Origin of the sequence: Candidatus Accumulibacter phosphatis, from assembly GCF_000024165.1 — a bacterium.
GTDB classification, from domain to species: domain Bacteria; phylum Pseudomonadota; class Gammaproteobacteria; order Burkholderiales; family Rhodocyclaceae; genus Accumulibacter; species Accumulibacter phosphatis.
The window spans coordinates 4,598,335-4,622,660 of record NC_013194.1 but is presented as its reverse complement, the minus strand read 5'-3'; the positions used below and the strand labels follow the sequence as shown (position 1 = coordinate 4,622,660).

Here is a 24,326-nt window from a genome sequence, read left to right as displayed (position 1 = left end):
CGTCTACCTGACTTAGCGTAAAAAGGCCGAATGTTTTTGGTCAGGCCACCGCGCGGAGCTTTTGTCTGTCTGTAGTTTCGGGTGTCGGGCGTTGATCTGGAAGCATGCAAGTCGGGCGTCGCCCGGATTCAGTCTTTTTTCAAGGAAGTGGCAATATGGCAACTGGTACTGTAAAGTGGTTCAATGACGCCAAGGGTTTCGGCTTCATTACTCCCGATGACGGCAGCGAAGATCTCTTCGCGCATTTCTCCGCGATCACCATGGGCGGATTCAAGACCCTCAAAGAGGGCGAGAAGGTTTCCTTCGACGTGACGCAGGGCCCCAAGGGCAAGCAAGCATCGAACATCTCGCGCGCTTGATTTTTTTCGGGTGTGCAACAGGGACCCGCCTCCGGCGGGTTTTTTTTGCCCGCCTTTCGGGCGGCGACCGAGATTCCGGGATTTCAGGCCATGTGCGAGCGCCCGGATCCCCGTATCGCAAGCTTGTGGCAAGCAGCCTCAGAGGCGGTAATAGTGGCCATCGGCGCTATCCTTGCGCATCGTGACGCAGCTTCCGATAGCGGCCGCCGTGGAAGATCAGCGGTTCGTCGGCATCCCCGCGGGAAAAACGGTGTACGCGGCCGACCAGGATGAGGTGGTCGCCACCGGGGTACTGCGCCTCGTTGGAGCACTCGAACCACGCCGAACAGCCTTCGATCAGTGGGACTCCGCCAAGCCCCTTGCTGACCTTCACACCGTTGAAGCGATCATTCTCGCGTGCCGCGAAGCACTCCGAGATCCACTGCTGATCGGCCGCCAGGACGTTGATTGCGTAGTGCCCGGCCTGTGCGAAGGCCGCAAGGCTCGGTGATGCGCATGACAGGCTCCAGAGGATCAGGGGCGGATCCAGCGAGACCGAGTTGAACGAACTGATCGTCACGCCGATTGGGCTGGCGTCGGGCGCCAGTGCCGTAACCACGGTAACTCCGGTAGGAAAGCTGCCCAAGGCGTCCCGGAAATCGCGGCAGACCAGATCCCTTGCCGTCAGCGTGAGGTCGTCAGCATAGGCCGTGGATGGCAACTCGGCGATCGCCGCCGCAGTGTCCGGACATTCCAGGAAGGCAACAGGGAGGCGCATCAGTCGATCCGAAGGCGTTGTTGAAGTAAGTGAAAACTCGCAGTCGACATGAACAAGCGGCCAGCGTTGGCGTCACGGACCCGATCCTTGCACCCGTGGACAACAATCCAAGCTTCGATGTTCGTGCGTGCCTGCTTAGCGCAGGCCTCGATTTCCATGGGCCCATACCCGACCGACCGCGGCTCCGATTATCGCCGCACAGCGTTTTTGTGTCGAGGCGATTCGAGTAGACTGTCATGGTGATCCTCTTGCCCGGGTGGCTGTTGCCATGGCTCTCGCTGACCGACAGCATCAGACCGTGACGCCTGCGCAGCCGGGTGTACTGCGCTACGGCTGGCGAGTCGTGTCGGGGTGCTGCCGCTGAACGGGCGCAGCTCAGGCAGATCGGACGGGGGACGCTGCCTGTGACGGCTGCTGCCGGCTTCCCAGATTGCCCGAGCTTTGCCGGTCGGGTCATCGCCTGGCAGGAAGCCAATGGTCGCCACGATCTGCCCTGGCAGCAGACGCGCGATGCGTATCGTATCTGGTTGTCCGAGATCATGCTGCAGCAGACGCAGGTGCAGACCGTGCTTCCCTACTATGCCCGCTTTCTTCTCCGCTTCCCGACGCTGGAAGCCCTTGCCGCGGCGCCGCTCGATAGTGTCCTCGAACTGTGGTCCGGGCTCGGTTACTACGCGCGGGCGCGCAACCTGCATCGCTGTGCGCAAACCGTTGTGGCCGAACGGGCGGGCACGTTTTCGGCCGATCCGATCGAAAACGCCGGGTTGCCAGGGATAGGACGCTCGACCGCGGCTGCGATCAGCGTCTTTGCCTTCGCTCGCCGGGCCGCCATCCTCGATGGCAACGTCAAGCGTGTCCTGGCGCGCTGTTTCGCTGTCGAGGACGCGGGTTCGACGGCGGCAGGCGAGCGCGCGCTATGGGCACTGGCCGAGTCGCTACTGCCGGACAGCCGTATCGAGAGCTACACGCAGGGGATGATGGATCTCGGCGCGACGGTCTGCAAGCGTCGCAAGCCGGCCTGCGACGCTTGTCCCTTGCGGGAGATCTGCGCCGCCTGGCGTGATGGCCGGCAGGCCGAACTGCCGAGGCGTCTGCCGGCAAGGACGCTCCCGGAACGGGCGAGCAGCGTCTTGTTGCTCACCGACGGCCGGTGTGTGCTGCTCGAACGGCGTCCGCCGGTCGGTATCTGGGGTGGTCTGCTGACCTTGCCCGAGGGGGGCGCTGACGCGGCTGAGGTCTTTGCGCTACGGCACGGCTGCCGTTTGCGGAGCATGCGAACGCTGGCGCCGGTCAGCCACAGCTTCAGCCATTTTCGACTCACCCTCACCGTGCTGTGTTGCGAGGTCGACGAGCGCAGGCCGGTTGCGGCGCAAGCCTTTCGGGAATGGCTACCCCTCGCGGACGTCGCCCGCGCCGCCCTGCCGGCGCCGATCAGGAAGTTGCTGCTGGCGCTGCCGCGCGGGGCGTGACGCCGCCGCCGCTCGGCGGGTGCCCCCATGGTCACGCCACGAAGCCCTGCAGGAAGTCTTCAAACGCGTCAACAGCCAGCGGGCGACTGAACAGGAAGCCCTGATACCCGTCACAGCCATGGCTGTCGAGGAACTGGCGCTGTGCTTCGGTCTCGACGCCTTCCGCAACCACCTTTAGTCCGAGACTGCGCCCCATGGTGACGATGGTTTGCGCGATGACCGCGTCACTCCGGTTCTCGGGGAGTCGGCAGACAAAAGCACGGTCGATCTTGAGTTGGTCGAGGGGTAGGCGGGTCAGGTAGGACAGCGACGAGTAGCCGGTGCCGAAGTCGTCCATCGAGAAGGTGACACCGAGCAGCTTGATGGCGTTCATCTTGTCGATCGTGTCGGCGACATTGTCCAGCACCAAGCTCTCGGTCAGTTCCAGCTTCAAGCGCGCCGGGTTGGCGCCGCTGTTGTCGATTGCTTGTCGAAGTAGTTCGACGAAGTCCGGCTGCCGAAACTGGCGTGCACTGACGTTCACGGCGACCTGCAGTTTGCGGGTCCGTGCGTCGACCGACCAGGCCTTGATCTGCGCGCATGCGGTCTCCAGCACCCATTGTCCAATCGGCACGATCAGGCCGGTATCCTCGGCCAGCGGGACGAACCTGGCGGGCGGAACGAGGCCATGGTGGGGGTGCTGCCAGCGCAGCAGGGCCTCGACGGCGAAAACGCGGCGCTGCGCGTCCACCTGCGGCTGGTAATGCAGGACGAACTGCTTCTGCTGCAGGGCCAGATGCAGGTCCTCTTCGAGCTGGCGCCGGTCACTGGCCGCCTCGTTCATGCTCGCGGTGAAGAACTGAACGTTGTTGCGTCCGGCCGACTTCGCGTGATACATCGCGGCGTCGGCATTCTGCATAAGGACTTCCACGCTCTCGCCGTCGGCGGGGAAGACGGCGATGCCGATGCTCGAGGTCGAGTGCAGAGCATGTCCTTCGATCTGGTAGGCCCGCGACAGCGCCTTGAGAATCTTGCCTGCCACGCGCTCGGCCGCCAACGCGTCGGCCCCGGTGAGCACGACGACGAATTCGTCACCGCCGAGACGGGCGACGACGTCGCTGTCGCGCACGCTGCTGCGCAGCCGCGCCGCAACCTCCAGCAAGAGTGCGTCGCCGACGTGGTGACCGAGGGTGTCGTTGATGTTCTTGAACCGATCGAGATCGAGGAACATCACGGCCACCGAACGACCGTGGCCCTCGCGTCGCGCCGAGGCCAACGCCTGATCGAGGCGTCCCTGCAGGTTCGAGCGGTTGGGGAGATCCGTCAGCGTGTCGAAATGCGCCAGGTGGCTGATCTTCTCCTCGGCCGCCTTGCGCTCGGAGATGTCGACGAAACTGCCGATGTAGTATTCAGTGTTCCCCTCGGCACCGCGAATCGTCGAGATCGATAGCCATTTCGGATAATAGCTGCCGTCCTTGCGGCGATCCCAGACTTCGCCCTGCCAATGGCCGGTGCTGTTTATCGCCTGCCACATGGTCCGGTATTCTTCCGCGCTCGTCCGGCCCGACGAGAGCAGACGAGGATCGCTCCCGCGCACCTCGTCGGCGGCATAGCCAGTGAGGCGGCAGAAGGCATCGTTGACCTCAAGGATGCGGTTGTCGCGGTCGCTGACCATGATGGCCTCGGCGCTGTGCTCGAAGGCTGCCGCCAACAGACGCAAACGGGTCTCGGTGACCCGGCGCTCGCTGATGTCGCGCCAGAGGGTGTGCAGGATGACCTCGCCGCGCAGGGTGATCGGCGTCAGCGTCACTTCAACGGGGACAGGGGAGCCGTCGGCGCGCTGGTGCGTCCACTCGAAGCGGTGATAGCCGATGCGCAGTGCGGCGGCGATCAATGCGGCCGCCTTTTCTCCGGAGGCCTGACCGTCGGGTTGCCTGGCTGGCGAGATGTCGGCCGCGTCGCGCCCGAGCAACTGTGCCTTGGATCCGTAGCCCAGCAGTTCGAGAGTGGCTCTGTTGCAGTCGATGAAACTGCCGTCCTTGAGCAGGAGCAGCGGATCCTTGGCATCCTCGAAGAGGCGGCGAAACGCTTCTTCACTTTCCTGGAGAAGCTTGTCGGCACGCAGGCGCTCGGTGACGTCCTCCTTGACGGCCAGATAATGTGTCACTTCTCCGTGGTCGCCAATAATCGGCGCGATCGACGCCTTTTCCCAGAACAACTCGCCGTTCTTGCGCCGGTTGTGGAAGAGCCCCGTCCACACCTTGCCTTCGAGCAGGGTTTGCCAGAGGCTTCGATAGGTGTCGGATGGCGCTTCGCCGGACTGCAGAATCCGCGGGTTCTGGCCGATGGCTTCGAGTCGCGAATAGCCGGTTACGCGTGTGAAGCTCGGGTTGACGTACTCGATCTCGGCATTGCGGTTGGTGATGACGATGGCCACCGGACTTTGTTCGACGGCTTGCAGCAGGTTGCGGGATTCCTCTTCGGCCTCGCGCCGCTCCGAGATATCGGCGAAAACCCAGATGCTGCCCGCATGTGGCTGGCTGGGGTCGATCGCCCGCCCGGTCAACGCTCCCCAGAACAGGCTGCCGTCCTTGCGGCGGAGCGTCAGTTCGCCACTGAAGTTCCGATTCTCGGCAACGACCGCGTAGGCGCGCGCGCCGATTTTTTCGAAGACCTCGATGGACGGGTAGAAGACTTGCGACGACTTGCCGATCAGTTCGCCCGGCGCATAGCCGAAGATCTCCTCAAGACGTCGGTTGCACGAAACGACGCAGCGTTGTCGGAGGTGTACGATGCCGACCAGAGCATTGCCGAGCAAGGTTTCCATTTCGGCAAGCAGTTGGCGGTTGCGCTCCTCCATCTCCTTTCGCTCACTGATGTCGGCAAGCACAGTGGCGATGACCGGCGGTTCGTCAGCCGTGTTGTGGACGACGAACAGCGTGTGGATGGCCGGGGTGGTCCGGCCGGAAAGCGAACGCAGCTCGATCTCGCCGGTCCATTGGCCGGCCGGGAGAAGCATCGGCAGCACCGCGTGCTGCAGTCGGTTGGCCTCCTCCCGGCTGTAGAACTGCTTGAATGAGTAGTCGCTGCAGGCGGCGCCCTGCGGCATGTCGATCATTCGCCGCAGCGCAGGATTCGCATACAGTAGGCTTCCATCGAGCTGCGCCATGCCGATACCCTGCCCGGCGTTCTCTGCCAGGCGCTGAAAGATCTCGAGTCGTTCGCTGTTGGCACGCAACTGTCTGTCACGTTCCACGAGGTCGGCCACGACCTTCGCTTCACGCTGCTCGCTGCGCCAGATCTGCAGCAGGAGTCCGGCCAACAGTGCGAGCAGCAGGCAGCCGCTGAAACCGACCACCAGCGCGCGCGTGCGCCAGCCGGCAAGGGCGTCGTCGTGGCTGATGCCGATGATGAAATAGAAGGGATAGTGCTCGATGCGTTGGAAGCTGTAGATGCGGTATACCCCGTCCGACTGCGCGGCGAACTGCAGCGTCGCCGTCCGCTCTCCGGAGTTCATCCGCTGGCGAGCGGGATGCTCGGGATTAAGGGGCTTGTTCACCGCGTCGGCCAGGTGTGGCCAGCGCACCACCAATCTATGGTCGTCGCTGCGGCGCAGAACGATCGAGCCCGTGCTGCCAAGATCGACGGCGCGAAAGAGCGCCTGGTACTGTTGGAGGTCAAGCACCGCCGTGACAGCGCCGAGAAAGTCCCCCTCGGCGGTGCGCAGGGCGCGTGCCACGATCAGGCTGGGCCGGTTCGTGGCACGCGAAACGAGCACCTCCGAGAAGACCAGTCCGGCGTGTGGGTCGTCGCGCAGAAGGCGAAAGTAGTCGCGGTCGACGACGTTGATGTGTGGCGTGTTGGCCCAGTCCGTGCTGTACAGCAGATCACCATGAGCGTCGAAAACCCGCAGACCGATCACTTCGCCGAAATTGAGCAGGTGGGAGTCGAGTTCGCTCGTCAATTCGCCCGATTGACGTTCCGATGCCTGGCGAGTCAGCCGGCCAACCGGGATGCCGCGTGCGAGTTCCTGGAGGACGGCATCGGTGCGTCGCAGCGTCGCGTCAAGGCGGGTTGCAAAGATGGTTGCATAGTTGCGAGTCGTCGTCTCGGCTTCGCGGATTTGTTCCTGATAGCTCAGCCAGACCTGCCACGTCAACAGCTGCAGCACCAGGAGCAGCAGAACGCCGAGGCCGATCAACAGCCTTCTGCGTTGCCTCAGGTTGCCGGTGAGTGACTTGGGTGGGATCATCGTACAAATACTGCAAGACTTCGTCGGCGAAGGCAAGGACGCCGCACGCTGGAGAACCGTCAGACCGCGGGCGACGACTCGCCGCTCAGGGCGGTTGCGTGCCGCTCGGGGACGTCTCCAGCCGGCCAATCGCCCAGCGTCCGCAGCCGACTCCGCAGGCCAGTGTCGCGAAGGCCGCCAGCCAGCCGGCCTGGCTGTTGCGGCCGAAGGCGTCGAGTGCCACACCGAAGGCCACGGGTCCGACGAAGGCACCGGCAAAGCCGATCAACGAGTACAGCGCGAGTGCCGTGCCGCGGATCCCCGCAGCCGTTTCGGTGAGCAGGCCAGCCGTCAGCGCGGCTGAATCGAGGTTCGTGCTCGCCGCGTAGATCAGGATCAAGGGCACCAGCAGGTGGCGCGACAGTTCACCCGCAAGGCCGACGGCGAGCGCCAGAGCGCACGACAGAGGCATGACACTCTTCAGCCAGCGACTACGCCCCCAGCGGTGCGCTCCTTCATTGCCGAGGATGCTGGCGGGCACCGCGAGAAAGGTCGCCAGCGCGGCGATCAATCCCGGTAGGCTCGTCCACGGGTGAGGCATGCTGGCGTTCAACCAGGTCAGGTAAGCGACCAGCCAGCCCCGGAAACCGAATAGTTCCCAGTTGTGGCCGAAGTAGCCACCGCAGAAGGCAAGGAGGCGGCGGTCGCGCAGGACCGTGGCCCAATGGCCGCCCGTCGCCCGCACGGTGGCCAGGACAGGGGCGGGCGCGACACCGCGCCAGACGAGCAACAGCGCCAGGGCTGCGCACGCCGCGGCGACGGCGAACAGCGATGGCCAGGGCAAGGCCGCCTGCACCACTTCGATCCAGAGATACGACAGGCCGGCGCCGACCCCGAAAGTGGCCGTGTAGAACGCCGTGCCACGCGATTGCGCGGCAACCGGCAGGCGATCGGTCAACGCCTTCAGTCCCGGCATGTAGGTTCCGGCGAGGCCGAGTCCAGCCAGCCACCACCAGCAGATCGCGGACCACAGGTCGTCTGCGAAGCCGCCGAAGCCGGCCATGGCGACACCGCTGAGGGCAGCGCAGGCGAGGTAGATGCGCCGCGCGTCGATACGATCGGTCAGGCTGACCAGCACCGGTACGGCGACGATGTAGCCGAGGAAGTAGATACCCGCGAGCCAGCCGGCTTCTGTCGCCGACAGCGACCACTGTTGCGACAGGCGAGGCAGCAGCGACGGCACCAGCGCAAAGCCGGCCATCGACACGGCTTCGGCACTACAGAAAGTGGCGATCAGCGTCAGCGACGAGCGCCCTCGGCTCATCACCGTGCATCGACGGGAGAGGCGGCTTCAGCGTCTCCCCAGCGCGGCATCAGCGAATGCCGGACCTGCAGTTGGTCAAGGATGCGTGCGACGACGAAATCCACGAGGTCCGCGACGTGTTGCGGATGGTGATAGAAGCCCGGGTTGGGTGGCAGGATGACGGCTCCCGCACGCACCAGACGCAACATGTTTTCGAGGTGAATCGCGGACAACGGTGTTTCGCGTGGCACCAGGATCAGTTGTCGGCCTTCCTTGAGGACCACGTCGGCAGCGCGCTCGATCAGCTTGCTCGCCAATCCTTGCGCAATGGCCGCCAGCGTGCCCATCGAGCACGGGCAGACGACCATCGCGTCAGGTGGGTTGGAACCGCTGGCAACTGGCGAGAACCATTCGTCACGGCCATAAACGTCGAGCCTGCCGGGCAAGGCGTGGTAGCGCTCGCGAAGGCTGGCGCGGGCCTCGCTGGCGCGCGCCGGCAACTCGAGTCCCATCTCCTGCCTGGCGACGATCTGTGCCACCTGTGAGTAGAGGAGTTGCACGCGGCAGCCGGCGGTGAGCAGGCATTCGAGCAGGCGAACGCCGTAGGGCATGCCGGAAGCACCGGTGAAGGCCAGGCAGACGGTTTCAGGCATTTTCGACCTCAGCGTTTTCGGTCTCGGTCGCGGTGGGCGGCAATTCGGCCAGCAGTCGCGCGGCAAGCAGGCCGTTGATGATACCGAAAACAAGCGCGGCCACCGCGAAAAAAGGCACCAGGAAGAACAGGCCATCATGCGGAATCAGCCATAGCCGCGCCAGAAGCAACTGTCCGCCGATGTGGGCGAAGGCAGCCAGGATGCTCCAGCTGACCGGCCCGAACCAGCGGCCCGGCAGTCGCCGCGCCAAGGCCAGGGCGAGCAGGCTGAACAGCGCGCCGGTGAGACTCATGAAGAAGCCGGGCGACAGAAAGTAGCCTAGTAGCAGGCTGCCGGCGAAGACGCGCAGGCCGCTCACCCATGCGGCTGCAACCCAGCCGTAACGCGCCAGGACAATCAAGGTCACGATGTTGGCCAGGCCCGGCTTGACGCCGGGCAAGGGAAGCGGAATGGCCGCGTCGATCAGTGACAGACCGATCGCCGCCGCGGCCAGTTGGGCGATGCGGTGGTCCTCGGGCGTCGTCGTCAGTTTGATCAGCCGGTGGGTATCGGGCATCGCGGGGTGTCGGTGGCAGGCGGGGGGAGCACGGACGTGTCTTGCGGCCTGCTCACGGATAGTGCCGGCGCGCGACAGTACAGCCGGTGGCCTCCGTGCGCCGGTCCGCCCAGCGCCGAGCTCGGTTCCCCGCCACGCCAGCTGTGTCTGCCGGCGGGGCTCATGGCTCCGAAATCGCTCTGCCGCGCGAAATGAAGGCCACCGAATAGCCGGCCTGGAATCGCGAATGGAGGGCCTCGATCGTCGGCGGGGAGACGGGCGCGGCAGCGTCCCACTTGATCGCATAGTTGGCACCGGAACCACCGGCGTTCTCGCGTAGTTCGACGAACAACTCGAAGGTTCCGAAGGGGGGTACGACCTTCGGCGTCGGAACCGAGTTACGAATCAGTGCGCCTTCGGTATTGTAATAGGGTGCGGCGACGATGCGGATCGGGTTGCTGGGGTCGGTGTTGCGGACACTGACCAGCACCGACATCAGGGTGCTGTCAGGGGTGCCCGAGGATCCGACGTTGCCGTGGCGAATGGCGGAGTAGATCGGCACATAGACCGTCTGGCCCTTGGTGGGAGCTTCGATGCCTTCGGCGAGAGCAGTCGGCAGCAGGCAAGCCAGGGTGAGGGCCGACGCCAGTCGGGCGCTGCAACCATAAACCTGGTGGCGGGATCGGGAGGAGTTGCGGGCAGGGTTCATGGAGAGCTCACTTTCTCGGGGTGGGTGGCACAGCAATTCTCGCTCAGGGGACAAACTGTGGGTAGCGGCGGCCGAAGGCCGGTCTGCCGGGCCGCCGGACGGCGACCCGAGGCTCAGACCGGCTGCTCTCAGACCAGCCTGACAGCCAGTTCGCCGACTCCCGCCACCCCCGCTGTCAGTACCTCGCCGCGTACCACCGCCGACACACCGGCCGGAGTACCGGTGAATATCAGGTCGCCGGCGGCGAGGGCAACATAGGTCGATAGATTGGCAATCACTTCGGCGACCTTCCAGGACATCTGTTCGAGATCGCCGCTCTGGCGCAAATCGCCGTTGACCTTGAGCCAGATCGCGCCGCGCGTCGGATGGCCAACCGCCGCGACTGGGTGAATGTCCCCAATCGGCGCGCTCTGATCGAAGCCCTTGGCCATGTCCCAGGGGTGCCCCTTGTCCTTGGCGCGCTGTTGCAGATCGCGTCGGGTCAGATCGAGGCCGACGGCGTAGCCATAGACCCAGTCGAGGGCTTGTGCCGGAAGGATATTGGCGCCGCCGCCGGCAAGCGCGACCACCAGCTCGACCTCGTGCTGGAGGTTGCCGGTGGCTGGCGGATAGCACACGTCACCGCCACCGGGGACCAGCGCATCGGCCGGCTTGCTGAAGAAGAAAGGCGGTTCGCGCGTGTCGGCGCCCATCTCCGCGGCGTGGTCGGCGTAATTACGGCCAACGCAGTAGACGCGGCGCACCGGGAACAGGTCGTCGGTGCCGAAGACCGGGACGCTGACGCGCGGGGGTGGTGGAAAGACATAGCTCATTGTGGCTCCTTGTGGTGGTTCAGATCGGGTTGTCGATGTCGACGAATTGACAGTCCAGGCCGAAACGCCCGGCCAGGTGTTCGGCGAGCGACTGGACGCCGTGGCGCTCGCTGGCGTGGTGACCGGCGGCGAGGTAGGCGACGCCGGACTCGCGCGCCAGATGCACCGTCTGCTCCGAGATCTCGCCGCTCAGGTAGAGGTCGACGCCCAGCCCGATGGCCTGCTCGAAAAGGCCCTGGGCGGCGCCCGAGCACCAGCCGACACGGCTCACCAGGCGTTCTCCGTCGCCGATGCGCAGGGGTACGCGCTGGAGTTCGTGGCTGACGCGTTGCGCAACCTCGGACAGCGTCATCGGCTTGGCAATCCGGCCCAGCCAGCCAAGGTCCTGCTCGCCGAAGCGAGCCTCGGCGAGCCAGCCAAAGCGCCGGGCGAGCTGCGCGTTGTTACCCAGTTCGGGGTGGCTATCGAGCGGCAGATGGTAAGCAATGAGGTTGATGTCGTGCCTGAGCAGCGTTTGCAGACGCGTCTTGCGAATGCCGGTGACGCGGCCATCCTCGCCGCGCCAGAACCAGCCATGATGGACGAGGACGGCGTCCGCGCCACGTTCGACCGCCGCGTCCAGCAGCGCCTGACTGGCCGATACGCCGGCGACCAGGCGCCTGACCTCAGAGCGTCCTTCCACTTGCAGGCCGTTTGGGCAATAATCCCGGAAGCGCCCTGCCTCCAGCAGATTGTCCAGGTAGCGTGTCAATTCGTCGCGTTTCATTCACTGGCTCCGGTTTTGTCCATGCGCAGGCTCTGGCTGATTTTTGCACAAACGGTAACGGTTGGTCTCGCCGTTCTCTTCGTGGTGAGCACGCTCAAGCCGGAGTGGCTGGGCAAGCGGCCGCTCGTCGGCGCCAGCGTCGTGGCTCTGCAGGAGTCGGCGATACCGACGCCGGCGTCCGCCGTGGCCACTTCGTTTCGCGAGGCAGCGAAAAAGGCGCTGCCTTCGGTAGTGCACATCTTCACCTCGCAGAAGATCAAGACGCGCCGTCATCCCCTGCTTGACGACCCGGTCTTTCGTCACTTTTTCGGTGACGGGGCGGAAGGCGACAACCCGCGAACCTCCGGGCTTGGTTCGGGTGTGATTGTCAGCCCGAGTGGCTATATTCTCACGAACTTTCACGTCGTCGAAGCTGCTGATCAGATCGAGATCGCTCTCAGCGACGGTCGCAATCTGAACGCCCGCCTAGTGGGCAGTGACCCCGAGTCGGACCTCGCGGTGCTGCAGATTACCGAGCAGAACGGCAAGGAACTGATCCTGCCGGCGATTACGCTGGGCAAGATGGAAAGCGTCGTTGTCGGCGACGTCGCGCTGGCCATCGGCAATCCTTTCGGTGTCGGCCAGACCGTGACGATGGGGATCATCTCCGCCCTCGGTCGCTCGCATCTGGGAATCAATGCCTTCGAGAACTTCATCCAGACGGATGCGGCGATCAACCCGGGGAACTCGGGCGGTGCACTGGTCGACAGCCAGGGTAACCTGATCGGCATCAACACGGCGATTTACTCGCGCTCGGGAGGCTCGCTGGGGATCGGTTTTGCGATCCCGATCTCGATCGCCAGGAACGTCATGGAGCAGATCATCCAAACGGGTAGCGTGACGCGCGGCTGGATCGGTGTCGAAGCACAGGAGATCTCGGTCGACCTGGCCGAATCCTTCGGCCTGCCGGATACCAATGGGGCACTGATCGCCGGTGTCCTGCGCGGTAGCCCGGCCGACGCGGGTGGAATCAAGCCGGGCGACATTCTGCTGGCTGTCGACGGCCGGCCGGTCAAGGATCCGCAGGGCATGCTCGACCTGATCGCCAGCCAGAAGCCTGGCGACACGGTGACGTTCAAGTTGCGCCGCCAGAACAATGTCCTCGACACCATGGTCAGGATCGGCAAGCGCGCGCCGCAGCGCCGCGAGCGCGAGCGCGAGTAGGCAGGGGCAGACCACGTATGTGCCAGCTGCTCGGCATGAACTGCAATGTGCCGACCGACATCTGCTTTTCCTTCGCTGGTTTTCAGGCGCGTGGAGGGGCGACTGACGTGCATGCCGACGGCTGGGGAATCGCCTTCTTCGAAGGTCGCGGCACGCGGGTCTTCCTCGACCCGCAGCCGTCGTGTGTTTCGCCGGTCGCCGAGTTGGTGCGCAGCTACCCGATCCATTCGAAGAACGTCGTTGCCCATATTCGCAAGGCCACCCAGGGCGCTGTCGCGCTCGAGAACACGCATCCGTTCATGCGCGAACTGTGGGGCCGCTACTGGATCTTTGCCCACAACGGCAATTTGCCCGACTTCTCGCCCGAACTCGACGGCAGTTTCACCCCCGTCGGTCAAACCGACAGCGAACGCGCGTTTTGCTGGTTGCTGCAAAACCTGCGGCAGAGCTTCGGCAGCCGGGCACCCAGTCAGCGCATGCTGTTCGAGACCCTGCATCGACTGACCCTCGATCTCGGCGCGCGCGGCGCCTGCAACTACCTCCTGTCGAATGGCGACTGTCTCTTCGCCCACTGCTCCACCCAACTCACCTACATCGTTCGCCAGGCGCCGTTTGCGGTGGCTCACCTGCGTGATCAGGATCTGAGCATCGACTTCAGCGCCGTGACGACTGTCGAGGATCGCGTCGCCGTGATCGCCACCGTACCGCTGACCGACAACGAGTGCTGGACGACAATGGACAGCGGCAGCCTTTGGCTGTTCGAAGAGGGGCGTCCGGTCAGGCATGAGGCGACCGTCGTCGGGTCGGCGTAGCGCCCTTACCCGGGTGGCGTCGTGGCGGCACGGCCGCGCTTGGCGGCCGGATCTGCAATCAGCTGTCCGGTTTCTGATCGCTTGGCTTCTGGTGGCCGAGATCCGCGATCGCCTTGTCCATTTCCTCGGCAGACATCGGCGTCCAGTCGGGCGCCGTGGTCGCGGTGTCCTCCGACGCGAGCGAGTCTCCTGGCGCGGCCGCGGGTGCCGCAGCGCGCGTACGCACGAAGCGCGCCAGGAACAGCCCAAGCTCGAAGAGCAGACACAGCGGAATCGCCATCATCAGTTGCGAAATCACGTCAGGGGGCGTGAAGATGGCGGCCACGACGAAGGCCCCGACAATGACGTAGGGTCGCCATTCCCTGAGCTTGGCGAGATTGACGATGCCGACCTGGACGAGGACGACCACCACTACCGGTACCTCGAAGGTCACGCCGAAGGCGATGAAGGTGGTCATCACGAAAGAGAGATATTTCTCGATATCGGTCATCCAGGCGACTCCCTCGGGGGCCACGTTGGCCATGAAGCCGAAGACCGTCGGAAAAACCAGGAAATAGGCGAAGGACATGCCGATGAAGAAGAGCAGAACACTCGCGGCGACCATCGGCAACGCCAGGCGCTTCTCATGCGTGTAGAGGCCGGGGGCGACGAAAGCCCACACCTGGTAAAGGACATAGGGAAGAGCGATCAGGAAGGCCACCATCAGCGCCACCTTCATCGGCACCAGAAAGACGCCGACGACATCCGTGGCGATCATCTGCCCGCCTTGCGGCAGCGTCGCCAGCAGAGGCTGCGCCAGCAGTGCGTAGAGTTCCTTTGCCCAGGGGAACAGGCAGACGAAGACCACCCCGATCGCGACGAGCGCCCGGATCAGCCGGTCACGCAACTCGACGAGGTGGGAAAGGAATGAGTCTTCCGGCTGGTTCATGGACCCGCTCAGGGCGTGCTCTTGGGCTGTTCCGCTGGGACCACCACCGGAGGGGCGGCCGCTGGTGCTTGCGCGTCGCCGGGCGAAGCCGGCTGCGCAGGCACCGCAGCCGGGGTCGGGGTCAGGCTCTCGGTGACAGACTGCGCCGTCTGGCGGACTTCCTGGACTCCGCTCGTCAGGCTTTGCTCGACGCTACGCGCCGAATCACGAATCTCCGATTGGAGTTTCTTCAGCTCGTCGAGCTGGATTTCGCGGTTGATGTCCGACTTGACGTCGCTGACGTAGCGCTGCAGGCGACCGAGCAGGAGTCCGGCGGTGCGCGCCACGCGGGGAAGTCGTTCCGGACCGATCACCACCAACGCCACGATGGCTATGACGATCATCTCGGAGAACCCGATATCAAACATTGGCGGCCGCTTGAATAAGTGACGGGGGGAAGGGCAGGCCGGGAGTTGGCTGCTGTCGGAAAACGCTATCGGAAACCAGCGGCTGATGTCGCCACTTCACGGGCGCCGCGCCTAGCTCCTGGTTTTCTCCCTGACCTCGCCTTCGATCGTTTGTCCGGCGTTGACCTGCGCGGGCGGCGCCGGCGGCGTGCCGCCCTCGGCCGGCTTGTCCTCGGCGGTCGCGTCCCGCATGCCATCCTTGAAGCCCTTCACCGCGCCACCGAGGTCGGAGCCGAGATTGCGCAGCTTCTTGGTGCCGAAAATCAGCAGGATGATGATCAGTACGATCAACCAGTGCCAGATACTCAAAGAACCCATGTCAGGCCTCCTCAAAGGTGAAACTCGGCGGTGTGCAGGTGGCGCGACTGCAAGGCGGGTAGCGCCCACGCAGCCCGTGGTCGGCGGTTCGTTCAGATCCGCTTGAGCATCGGCCCGACCGGGTCCGGGCCACCGACGATGTGTACATGCAGGTGCTGAACTTCCTGATGGCCGATCCGTCCGGTGTTGATGATCACCCGGAAGCCGTCCGGGCTGCCTTGCTCACGTGCCAGGCGGTCAGCAATCACGAGCATCTTGCCGAGAACCGGTGCGTCGGACTCGCTGACCGTTGCCAGCGACGTGATGTGGCGCTTGGGAATTACCAGCAGATGGACCGGACGCGCCGGATTGATGTCGTGGAACGCCAGGACGTCGTTGTCTTCGTATACCTTTCGCGCCGGGATCTCACCGCGGGCAATCTTGCAGAACAGACAGTCGTCCATGCTCAGGGTTTCCGCGATTTCTTTTCGTCGATGCCCGAGATCCCCTCGCGCCGCCGCATTTCCTGCAGAACGTCCTCGATCGACAGGCCATAGAAGGCGAGCAGGACCATCGTGTGATAAAGGACGTCGGCCGATTCCCAGACCACATGCAGGCGGTTGCCTTCCTTGCCGGCCATGATCAGTTCGGCGGTCTCCTCGCCGATCTTTTTCAGGATCGCGTCCGGGCCCTTGGCCAGCAGCTGTGCGGTGTAGGAAGTCTCCGGGTCCGCCTTGCGGCGTGCGAGCAGTGTTTCCGAGATCCGGTGCAGCATGTCCATGTTCATTTGCCGTAGATTTCCTTGGGTTCCTTGAGCACCGGGTCGGCCGCGACCCAGGAGTCCCCAGCCAGTTGATAAAAGAAACAACTCTCGCGGCCGGTGTGGCAGGCTATGCCGCCCACCTGGTCGATCGAGAGGAGAAGCACATCGCCGTCACAGTCGGCACGAATCGCTCGCACCCGCTGCAGACGGCCTGACTCTTCGCCCTTGCGCCAAAGCCGCTGGCGGGACCTGGACCAGTATACTGCGATCCCGCCGTCTACCGTCGCCTGCAGTGATTGCCGGTTCATGAACGCAAACATCAGCACCCGACCGCTGGCGGCGTCTTGCGCAATGGCTGGAATCATACCCTGCGCGTCCCACTTCAGGGCGTCGAGCCAGGGCTGGCGCGGGTCGAGATCGCTCACAGGCGGACCTCGATGCCGCGTTCTCGCAGGTATTCCTTGGCCTGGCGAACCGTGTACTCGGAAAAGTGGAAGATGCTCGCCGCCAGGACGGCATCGGCATGCCCTTCACAGACGCCCTCTGCAAGGTGCTGCAGATTGCCGACGCCGCCGCTGGCAATCACGGGAATATCGACCGCCTCGGCTACGGCGCGGGTCAATGGCAGATCGAAGCCATTGCGGGTGCCGTCGCGGTCCATGCTGGTAAGCAGAATCTCGCCGGCGCCGAGTTGTTGAACGCGGCGAGCCCAGGCGATCGCGTCGATACCGGTATTCCGGCGTCCGCCGTGCGTGAATACCTGCCACGCGCCCGGCGCTATCTGCTTCGCGTCGATGGCGACGACAATGCACTGGTTGCCGACCTTCGCCGAGGCTTCGGCGACGAGGTCCGGATTCTCGACAGCGGCGGTATTCATGCTCACCTTGTCGGCGCCGGCATTGAGCAGGCGGCGCACGTCGGCGACCGAGCGTACACCGCCGCCTACCGTCAGCGGGATGAAGACCTGCGCCGCGCAGGCCTCGACGATGTGCAGGATGATATCCCGCTGATCCGAGGATGCGGTGATGTCCAGGAAGGTGACTTCGTCGGCACCCTGTTCGTCGTAACGGCGGGCGATTTCCACAGGATCGCCGGCATCGCGCAGGTCAATGAAGTTGGTGCCCTTGACGACGCGACCGGCGGTCACGTCAAGGCAGGGGATGATCCGTTTCGCCAGGCCCAAGGTCAGTTACCGCCTGGCGCCTGGCCGTCGGCAGCGCTCATCGCTGCGTTGCACGGTCGGCCTCGGCCTGCGCCAGCGCAAAGTCGAGCGAGCCATCGTAGATCGCACGGCCGGCGATCGCCGCGCTGATGCCCTCCTGTTCGACGGCGCAAAGGTGCCGGATGTCATCGAGACTCGACAGGCCGCCGCTGGCAATCACCGGAATCAGAAGCGCTTGGGCAAGCTTCACCGTGGCCTCGATGTTGATCCCCGAGAGCATCCCGTCGCGCCCGATGTCGGTATACACGATGGCTTCGACCCCGTAGTCCTCGTACTTCCTGGCCAGGTCGACAACGTCGTGCCCGGTCATCTTCGACCAGCCGTCGACGGCCACCTTGCCGTCCCGGGCATCGAGGCCGACGATGATGTGGCCGGGAAAAGCGCCGCAGGCGTCGTGCAGGAAACCGGGATTCTTGACTGCCGCCGTACCGATGATCACGTAACTGACGCCGTCGTCGAGACAGCGTTCGATCGTGTCCAGGTCGCGGATGCCGCCGCCGAGCTGCACCGGAATGTCGTCGCCGACGGCCTGCACGATCTCCTTGATCGCCCGCTCGTTCTTCGGCTTGCCGGCAAAGGCGCCGTCGAGATCGACCACATGCAGGCGGCGCGCTCCCTGCGCCAGCCAGTGGCTCGCCTGCTCTCCGGGCGAACTGGAGAAGATGGTTACCTGGTCCATGAGACCCTGTTTGAGGCGGACGCACTGTCCCTGTTTCAGGTCAATCGCGGGAATGATCAGCATGTTGGAGGCGAAGGCAGAAGTGAGAAATTGAAACGATCAGAATGAAACGATCAGGACTCGGGTGGTCGATCACGGTTTCCAGGCGACAAAGTTGCCCAGCATGGCAAGCCCGGCCAGGGCGCTTTTCTCCGGGTGGCACTGAATGGCGAAGATATTATCCCGCGCCACCGCACTGGTAAAGGGGAGGCCATAATCCGTCGTGCCGACGACGCAGGATGCGTCGACCGGGGCGACGAAATAGCTGTGCACGAAATAGAAGCGGCTGCCGTCGGCTATGCCCTTCCACAAGGGGTGCCCGCGTGTTTGCCGCACCTCGTTCCAGCCCATGTGCGGCACCTTGAGCCGGTTTCCGGCGTCGTCGACCATCCGTGCCGCCGGGAAGCGGCGGACATCACCCTCGATCACTCCCAGCCCGGTCACATCGCCCTCTTCGCTGTGCTCGAAGAGCATTTGCTGGCCGATGCAGATGCCGAGGAATGGCTTGTTTCTCGCCGCTTCGAGGACGGCTGCGCGCAGGCCGCGCGCCTCGATCTCGTGCATGCAGTCGGGCATCGCCCCCTGGCCCGGGAAGACGACTCGTTCTGCACTGGCGACCACGGCCGGATCGGCCGAGACAAGTACCTGGCGGTCAGGGGCTACACGCACGAGCGCCTGCCAGACGGAACGCAGGTTGCCCATGCCGTAATCGACGACGACGATAGCCGCGTTCGCCGCCCCGCTTGTCGACATCAGAGAGAGCCCTTGGTCGATGGGATGCTGCCGGCGGCGCGTGCATCCGGCTCCACCGCCATGCGCAGGGCGCGACCGAAAGCCTTGAACACCGTCTCCGCCTGGTGGTGGGCGTTGTCGCCGCGCAGATTGTCGATGTGCAGGGTCAACAGCGCGTGATTGACAAGACCCTGGAAGAACTCGTGCACCAGGTCGACATCGAAGGCACCGATCATCGCGCGCGTGAAATTGACATGAAAGTCGAGGCCTGGCCGCCCCGAGAGGTCCACGACCACACGCGACAAGGCCTCGTCGAGAGGCACATAGGCGTGCCCGTAGCGACGCAGTCCCTGCTTGTCGCCGAGTGCGCGTGCCAGTGCCTGCCCAAGGGTGATGCCGATGTCTTCCACCGTGTGGTGCGCGTCGATGTGCAGGTCACCGCTGGCTTCGACGTCCAGGTCGATCAGTCCGTGCCGTGCAACCTGTTCCAGCATGTGGTCGAGGAAGGGTACGCCGGTGGCAAGACGGCACCGACCGCTGCCATCGACATCGAGACGAACGGTGATCCGGGTTTCTAGCGTGTTCCTGGAAACTTCTGCTTGCCGCATCGAGAGTCCATCGCAGGGTGGCGTGTCGGGTCTGGAAAAGCTTCGGCCGGGGGCTGTGATGACGGGGGCAGCAGCGCGCGGGCCGACGAACGCGCATGATACCATCTCGTGCTTCCCGTGCACCCCACCTGAGCCGCCTTTCATGAGCCGATACTGGAGTTCCCTCGTCCACCGCCTGACGCCTTATGTCCCTGGCGAACAGCCGAAGCTGCCGAATCTGGTGAAACTCAACACCAACGAAAATCCTTATCCACCGTCACCGCGGGTCGTCGCGGCGATTGCCGATGAACTGGCGAACGGTGGCCAGGCGCTGCGGCTTTACCCGGATCCGAATGCCGACCGCCTCAAGGAGGCGATTGCTGCGCGCTTCGCCGGGTTCGGCATCACGCCGCAGCAGGTTTTCGTCGGCAACGGTTCCGACGAGGTGCTGGCGCACGTCTTCATCGCCCTGCTCAGGCACGAACTGCCGATTCTCTTTCCCGACATCACGTACAGCTTCTACCCGGTCTATTGTGGTTTGTACGACGTCGCCTGGACGGCGGTGCCGCTCGACGAGAATTTCGCGCTCCAGGTCGACGACTACGCCGGCGCGAACGGCGGCATCATCTTCGCGAATCCGAATGCGCCCACCGGTTGTCTGTTGCCCCTCGCGTCGATCGAGCGCCTGCTCGCCGTGCATAGCCAGTCGGTCGTCGTCGTCGATGAGGCCTACATAGACTTCGGTGGCGACTTTGGCACCGACTCGGCGATAGCGCTGGTCAATCGCCATCCGAACCTGCTGGTGGTGCACACACTGTCCAAGTCGCGTTCGCTGGCCGGCTTGCGTGTCGGCTACGCGGTTGGCCACCCTGACCTGATCGAGGCGCTCGAGCGTGTCAAGAACAGCTTCAACTCATATCCCCTCGACCGCCTGGCAATCGCCGGCGCCGTCGCCGCTCTGGCTGACGAAAGACATTTCGAAACGACGCGGCAGGCGGTGATACACAGTCGCGAGACGCTGTGTCTGGCGCTGCGGTCGCTCGCTTTCGAGGTTCTGCCGTCGGCCGCCAACTTCATCTTCGTTCGTCATCCGCAGCGTGACGCCGGCGACCTCGCCGCCGCTCTGCGTCAGCGCGGCATCATCGTTCGCCATTTCCGGCTGCCGCGCATCGACCAGCACTTGCGCATCACCATCGGCACCGATGCGCAATGCGAACTCCTGATCGTGGCGTTGCGCGAGATCCTGAACTGATCGGCGAGTGCAGGTTTCAGGCTTCAGCCGTCGACGCGATACTCGGCCGAGCGGGCGTGTGCCGGCAGGCCCTCGCCATGCGCCAGCGTCGCCGCGATGCGGCCGAGGATCCGGGAACCCGCCGGCGAGACGCGGATCAGGCTGGTCCGTTTCTGGAAGTCATAGACCCCGAGCGGTGACGAGAAGCGGGCGCTGCCAGAGGTCGGCAGGACGTGGTTGGGCCCGGCGCAGTAGTCGCCGAGCGACTCCGAGGTATAGCGGCCGATGAAGATCGCGCCAGCGTGGCGGATTTTCGCTACCCAGGCGTCGGCATCGGCCAGCGACAGCTCGAGGTGTTCGGGGGCGATGCGGTTGGCGATGCGGCACGCTTCGTCGAGGTCGCGCACCTCGATCAGCGCGCCGCGGTTCTCCAGCGCGGCACGAATCACCTGCTGGCGCGGCATCGTCGGCAACAGTTTCTCCAGGGATGCGGCGACGCGCTCGATATAGACAGCGTCCGGACAGATCAGGATAGACTGCGCGAGTTCGTCGTGCTCGGCCTGCGAGAACAGATCCATGGCCACCCAGTCGGGCTCGGTATGGCCGTCGCAGATGACGAGGATCTCCGACGGGCCGGCGACCATGTCGATGCCGACGACGCCGAAGACGCGGCGCTTGGCGGCGGCAACGTAGGCGTTGCCCGGACCAACAATCTTGTCCACCTGGGGAACCGTCTGCGTGCCGTAGGCCAGCGCCGCGACCGCCTGTGCTCCGCCGATGGTAAACACGCGATCGACGCCGGCGAGCGCGGCAGCGGCGAGGACCAGCGGGTTGTGCTCGCCGGCCGGTGTCGGCACGACCATGATCAGTTCGGCGACGCCGGCGACGCGCGCAGGAATCGCGTTCATCAGCACCGACGACGGGTAAGACGCCTTGCCACCGGGCACATAGAGGCCGACGCGGTCGAGCGGCGTCACTTTCTGGCCAAGCAGCGTCCCACACGCGTCTGCACCGTCATCCACATATTGCCAGCTCTCCAGCGTTTGCCGTTCGTGGTAGCTGCGCACGCGTTCGGCGGCGGCTTCGAGTGCCTGCCGCTGGTCTGCCGGCAGACCGGCGAGTGCCGCCTGCAGTTCGTTCTGCGAGAGTTCCAGTTCGGCCATCGAAGTCGCACGCAGGCCGTCGAAACGCCTGGTGTACTCGATGAGTGCGGCGTCGCCGCGTGTCTTCACGTCCGCCAGGATGGCGGCGACCGTCTGTTCGACGGATGCGTCCTGCGCAGACTCGAAGGCCAGCAGGGCATCGAGGCGCGCGCCGAAATCGGCGTCGCTCGTGGTCAGGCGCTTGATGTTGATCATCGCTCCACCACGCCGGCAATGGCGTCGAGAATCGGCACGAGAAGCTCGCGTTTCAGTTTCAGCGCCGCCTGATTGACGATCAGGCGCGAGGAGATGTCCATGATGTGCTCGACGGCGATCAGGTTGTTGGCTTTCAGCGTGCTGCCGGTGGACACCAGATCGACGATCGCGTCAGCGAGACCGGCCAGCGGCGCCAGTTCCATCGAGCCATAGAGCTTGATCAGGTCGACATGCACCCCCTTGGCGGCGAAGTGTTCGCGCGCGATATTGACGTACTTGCTGGCAATCTTCAGGCGTGCACCCTGGCGTACGGCGTGGGCGTAGTCGAAACCGGCAGGGACGGCGACCATCATCCGGCACTTGGCGATGTTCAGGTCGATCGGCTGGTAGAGGCCGTCGCTGCCATGTTCGAGCAGAATGTCCTTGCCGGCGACGCCGAGATCGGCGGCGCCATATTGGACGTAGGTCGGTGCGTCGGTGGCGCGGACGATGACGACACGCACATCGTCACGGTTGGTCGGGATGATCAGCCGCCGCGAGGTCTCGGGATCTTCGAGCGGCGTGATTCCCGCTGCCGCCAGCAGCGGCATGGTTTCCTCGAAAATCCGGCCCTTCGAGAGAGCGATGGTGATGCCGTTCACGGCGCTTTTCCTGCGTGGCAAAGCCGGCATTCTACCGCAATGCCGTCGGCGGGGCTGCCGGCGCAGCGGTGGCAGCAGCCGGTGGCTGGTGCTGGTGGCTAGCGAACGGTTGTCCGAGGCCCTAGAGTTTGGGCATAAATGGCGTATGATTCGCGCGCAACGGCGCAAACGGAGTCCAAACCTCGTAGAAAAGCAAGAAGTATGCTGAGTGCTGGGCCACGTCGGGGGGCGTCCAGTCGTTCGCACGCGGTGAAACCGAGCAGCACCCATGCTCTTGCAGTCGCCGAAGACACCGGAGGAGTACTGAAAAATGGAACAAATGAGTCTTTACATGAACCTGGTCCTGATCCTGGTTTTCGTGGCCGGCAATGCCTTTTTCGTCGGCTCGGAGATCGCCATCTCATCGGCCCGGCGCAGTCGGATCAGGCAATTGGCGGAGGAGGGCGACAAGCGGGCGGCGCGCGTGGAGATGCTGCACAACGAGCCGGAGCGCTTCTACTCGGTGACCCAGGTGGGCATCACGCTGGTCTCCCTCGGTCTCGGTGCCGTCGGCATGGAGACGATCAGCACACTGACCGATCCGACCTTCGTCACGATTTTTTCGATGTTCGGCGACAGCGCGGCCCTGCTCAAGACAGCGCATACCGTGTCCTACGTCTTCGCCTTCATCGTCATTTCCTTCCTGCATGTGGTGGCCGGCGAACTGGCGCCCAAGGTTCTCGCCTTCCACAAGGCCGAGCAGTTGAGCATGGCCGTCGGCTGGATCATCAACTTCATGTACCTCACGTTCAAGCCATTGATCTACATCATGAAGCTGTCTTCGAACGGTCTGCTCTGGATCTTCGGGCAAAAGGATCTGCGAGGCCATGGGGAAAGCCACTTCACCATGTCGGTCGAGGAAATCCGCATGATCCTCTCGGCGAGCGAGAAGGACGGCACGCTGGACCCCGAGGAAACACAGATGATTCGGGGGGTGTTCAAACTCGATGAGCACACGGTGCGCGAGGCAATGGTCCCGCGGACGCGTATCCGAGCCCTGACTCAGGAAGACACGCTGGCCGATGCGCTACGGGTCTTCCGCGACGTGCCGCATGCCCGCTTTCCGGTCTGTGACAAGAGCCTCGACCGCATCACCGGGGTCGTCGCGATCAAGGAGTTGCTGACCGTGATGGCGGAAAGCAGCGGCCAGACGCTCGAAGAGGTGAGCCGGCGCCCCGTTGGCGAGTTCGCACAGGCGCCGTTCATCGTCCCGAACAGCAAGTCGCTGAGCGACCTGCTCAAGGAATTCAAGCATACCCGGCAACAGATGGCGATCGTCATCGACGAGTACGGCGGTACCGAAGGAATAATCACGCTCGAGGACATCCTCGAGGAGATCGTCGGCGAATACGAGGACGAGTTCACGCGCCAGGCGCGGCGTGTCAAGAAACTGGTCGGCAGCCAGTACGAGATCGACGCCTCGATGCGCGTCTCCGATCTCGAAACGCTGATCGACTTCCCCTTCCCGACCGACGACGACTACGTCACCCTCGCCGGATTGTTCTACAAAAAGCTCGGCAGCGTCCCGAAAGTCGGGGACACGGTGAAACTGGAAGGTGGCCAACTGACGGTGCTCGAGATGGACAATCACCGGATCACCCTGCTGAGGTTTGAAGACACGGCAGTCGGCGAGGACGGGGTCATCCGCCTGGTTGAAAACTCTTCAGCGCCGGATGCCAGCCCAGCGCCGGACGTCGGGCCACGCTCCTCATGATCGTTGCTCGAAGGAGCCCGGGGGGCGTCGCCCAAGCTTCACTGCCGCGGAGTTTGGGCAAC

At 64.2% G+C, this 24,326-nt stretch carries 26 protein-coding genes; 6 read left to right on the top strand and 20 right to left on the bottom strand.

The features are described from left to right. Positions 1-155: 155 nt before the first annotated feature. Complete coding sequence (locus CAP2UW1_RS20145; RefSeq protein ID WP_015768464.1) at positions 156-359, top strand: cold-shock protein; 204 nt, start codon at positions 156-158, stop codon at positions 357-359. Positions 360-525: 166 nt separating this feature from the next. Here CAP2UW1_RS20145 and CAP2UW1_RS20140 read toward each other — a convergent pair whose 3' ends face one another. After that, entirely contained in the window at positions 526-1,116 is a 591-nt protein-coding gene (locus tag CAP2UW1_RS20140; protein WP_015768463.1) for a flavin reductase family protein, read from the bottom strand. A gap of 404 nt (positions 1,117-1,520) precedes the next feature. Between CAP2UW1_RS20140 and mutY the strand changes: the two genes are divergently transcribed. Continuing rightward, positions 1,521-2,585 (top strand): A/G-specific adenine glycosylase, encoded by a 1,065-nt coding sequence (gene mutY, locus CAP2UW1_RS20135; RefSeq protein ID WP_015768462.1) that lies wholly within the window; start codon positions 1,521-1,523, stop codon positions 2,583-2,585. A 31-nt stretch (positions 2,586-2,616) separates the two neighbouring features. Here mutY and CAP2UW1_RS24160 read toward each other — a convergent pair whose 3' ends face one another. From CAP2UW1_RS24160 to CAP2UW1_RS20100, 7 genes are all read right to left on the bottom strand, one after another. After that, complete coding sequence (locus tag CAP2UW1_RS24160) at positions 2,617-6,816, bottom strand: bifunctional diguanylate cyclase/phosphodiesterase (RefSeq protein WP_015768461.1); 4,200 nt, start codon at positions 6,814-6,816, stop codon at positions 2,617-2,619. An 85-nt stretch (positions 6,817-6,901) separates the two neighbouring features. Then, on the bottom strand, positions 6,902-8,119 hold the full coding sequence (locus CAP2UW1_RS20125; protein WP_015768460.1) for an MFS transporter: 1,218 nt from the start codon (positions 8,117-8,119) through the stop codon (positions 6,902-6,904). Continuing rightward, entirely contained in the window at positions 8,119-8,751 is a 633-nt protein-coding gene (locus tag CAP2UW1_RS20120) for a flavin prenyltransferase UbiX (protein ID WP_015768459.1), read from the bottom strand. Before CAP2UW1_RS20120 ends, CAP2UW1_RS20125 begins: the two co-directional genes overlap by 1 nt. Then, complete coding sequence (locus tag CAP2UW1_RS20115) at positions 8,744-9,307, bottom strand: Gx transporter family protein (RefSeq protein ID WP_015768458.1); 564 nt, start codon at positions 9,305-9,307, stop codon at positions 8,744-8,746. Before CAP2UW1_RS20115 ends, CAP2UW1_RS20120 begins: the two co-directional genes overlap by 8 nt. Before the next feature lie 160 nt (positions 9,308-9,467). Next, positions 9,468-9,995, bottom strand: a complete 528-nt coding sequence (locus CAP2UW1_RS20110) for a DUF3124 domain-containing protein (RefSeq protein ID WP_015768457.1) — start codon at positions 9,993-9,995, stop codon at positions 9,468-9,470. A 128-nt stretch (positions 9,996-10,123) separates the two neighbouring features. Further along, positions 10,124-10,807 (bottom strand): fumarylacetoacetate hydrolase family protein, encoded by a 684-nt coding sequence (locus tag CAP2UW1_RS20105; RefSeq protein ID WP_015768456.1) that lies wholly within the window; start codon positions 10,805-10,807, stop codon positions 10,124-10,126. A 19-nt stretch (positions 10,808-10,826) separates the two neighbouring features. Next, on the bottom strand, positions 10,827-11,573 hold the full coding sequence (locus CAP2UW1_RS20100) for a Nif3-like dinuclear metal center hexameric protein (protein ID WP_015768455.1): 747 nt from the start codon (positions 11,571-11,573) through the stop codon (positions 10,827-10,829). A gap of 21 nt (positions 11,574-11,594) precedes the next feature. Here CAP2UW1_RS20100 and CAP2UW1_RS20095 point away from each other — a divergent pair, with 21 nt between their 5' ends. Further along, on the top strand, positions 11,595-12,776 hold the full coding sequence (locus CAP2UW1_RS20095; protein ID WP_015768454.1) for a trypsin-like peptidase domain-containing protein: 1,182 nt from the start codon (positions 11,595-11,597) through the stop codon (positions 12,774-12,776). Positions 12,777-12,793: 17 nt separating this feature from the next. Beyond that, positions 12,794-13,588 carry a class II glutamine amidotransferase gene (locus CAP2UW1_RS20090; RefSeq protein WP_015768453.1) on the top strand — a complete coding sequence of 265 codons (795 nt, stop codon included), beginning with the start codon at positions 12,794-12,796 and terminating at the stop codon, positions 13,586-13,588. 58 nt (positions 13,589-13,646) lie between these two features. Here the strand turns inward: CAP2UW1_RS20090 and tatC are convergent, their stop codons facing one another. The 10 genes from tatC to hisB all read right to left on the bottom strand — a co-directional run bounded on the left by tatC (position 13,647) and on the right by hisB (position 19,302). Further along, on the bottom strand, positions 13,647-14,516 hold the full coding sequence (gene tatC, locus CAP2UW1_RS20085; RefSeq protein ID WP_015768452.1) for a twin-arginine translocase subunit TatC: 870 nt from the start codon (positions 14,514-14,516) through the stop codon (positions 13,647-13,649). Between the two features lie 8 nt (positions 14,517-14,524). Continuing rightward, positions 14,525-14,923 carry a Sec-independent protein translocase protein TatB gene (gene tatB / locus CAP2UW1_RS20080; protein ID WP_015768451.1) on the bottom strand — a complete coding sequence of 133 codons (399 nt, stop codon included), beginning with the start codon at positions 14,921-14,923 and terminating at the stop codon, positions 14,525-14,527. A 111-nt stretch (positions 14,924-15,034) separates the two neighbouring features. Then, positions 15,035-15,280, bottom strand: coding sequence for a Sec-independent protein translocase subunit TatA (tatA, locus tag CAP2UW1_RS20075; protein ID WP_015768450.1), 246 nt, complete (start codon positions 15,278-15,280; stop codon positions 15,035-15,037). Positions 15,281-15,372: 92 nt separating this feature from the next. Beyond that, a complete protein-coding gene (locus CAP2UW1_RS20070) occupies positions 15,373-15,723 on the bottom strand; it encodes a histidine triad nucleotide-binding protein (RefSeq protein ID WP_015768449.1) in 351 nt (116 codons plus the stop codon). A gap of 2 nt (positions 15,724-15,725) precedes the next feature. Next, on the bottom strand, positions 15,726-16,046 hold the full coding sequence (locus CAP2UW1_RS20065) for a phosphoribosyl-ATP diphosphatase (protein WP_015768448.1): 321 nt from the start codon (positions 16,044-16,046) through the stop codon (positions 15,726-15,728). Next, positions 16,043-16,447: a phosphoribosyl-AMP cyclohydrolase gene (hisI, locus tag CAP2UW1_RS20060; RefSeq protein ID WP_015768447.1), complete on the bottom strand. Its 405-nt coding sequence runs from the start codon at positions 16,445-16,447 to the stop codon at positions 16,043-16,045. The genes CAP2UW1_RS20065 and hisI overlap by 4 nt, the downstream gene beginning before the upstream one ends. Further along, entirely contained in the window at positions 16,444-17,205 is a 762-nt protein-coding gene (gene hisF, locus CAP2UW1_RS20055) for an imidazole glycerol phosphate synthase subunit HisF (protein WP_015768446.1), read from the bottom strand. The genes hisI and hisF overlap by 4 nt, the downstream gene beginning before the upstream one ends. Before the next feature lie 37 nt (positions 17,206-17,242). Continuing rightward, complete coding sequence (hisA, locus tag CAP2UW1_RS20050) at positions 17,243-17,986, bottom strand: 1-(5-phosphoribosyl)-5-[(5-phosphoribosylamino)methylideneamino]imidazole-4-carboxamide isomerase (protein WP_015768445.1); 744 nt, start codon at positions 17,984-17,986, stop codon at positions 17,243-17,245. A gap of 69 nt (positions 17,987-18,055) precedes the next feature. Beyond that, complete coding sequence (gene hisH, locus CAP2UW1_RS20045) at positions 18,056-18,715, bottom strand: imidazole glycerol phosphate synthase subunit HisH (RefSeq protein WP_015768444.1); 660 nt, start codon at positions 18,713-18,715, stop codon at positions 18,056-18,058. Further along, positions 18,715-19,302: an imidazoleglycerol-phosphate dehydratase HisB gene (hisB, locus tag CAP2UW1_RS20040; protein WP_015768443.1), complete on the bottom strand. Its 588-nt coding sequence runs from the start codon at positions 19,300-19,302 to the stop codon at positions 18,715-18,717. Before hisB ends, hisH begins: the two co-directional genes overlap by 1 nt. A 142-nt stretch (positions 19,303-19,444) precedes the next feature. On the opposite strand from hisB, the gene hisC reads away from it, so the two are divergent. After that, the gene (hisC, locus tag CAP2UW1_RS20035) at positions 19,445-20,533 is read left to right on the top strand and encodes a histidinol-phosphate transaminase (RefSeq protein ID WP_015768442.1); all 1,089 of its coding nucleotides are present in this window, start codon (positions 19,445-19,447) and stop codon (positions 20,531-20,533) included. Between the two features lie 23 nt (positions 20,534-20,556). Here hisC and hisD read toward each other — a convergent pair whose 3' ends face one another. Further along, positions 20,557-21,870 carry a histidinol dehydrogenase gene (gene hisD, locus CAP2UW1_RS20030; protein WP_015768441.1) on the bottom strand — a complete coding sequence of 438 codons (1,314 nt, stop codon included), beginning with the start codon at positions 21,868-21,870 and terminating at the stop codon, positions 20,557-20,559. Then, entirely contained in the window at positions 21,867-22,511 is a 645-nt protein-coding gene (gene hisG, locus CAP2UW1_RS20025; protein ID WP_015768440.1) for an ATP phosphoribosyltransferase, read from the bottom strand. Before hisG ends, hisD begins: the two co-directional genes overlap by 4 nt. 310 nt (positions 22,512-22,821) lie before the next feature. Between hisG and CAP2UW1_RS20020 the strand changes: the two genes are divergently transcribed. Then, on the top strand, positions 22,822-24,264 hold the full coding sequence (locus tag CAP2UW1_RS20020) for a hemolysin family protein (protein WP_015768439.1): 1,443 nt from the start codon (positions 22,822-22,824) through the stop codon (positions 24,262-24,264). The last annotated feature ends 62 nt before the right edge of the window (positions 24,265-24,326 follow it).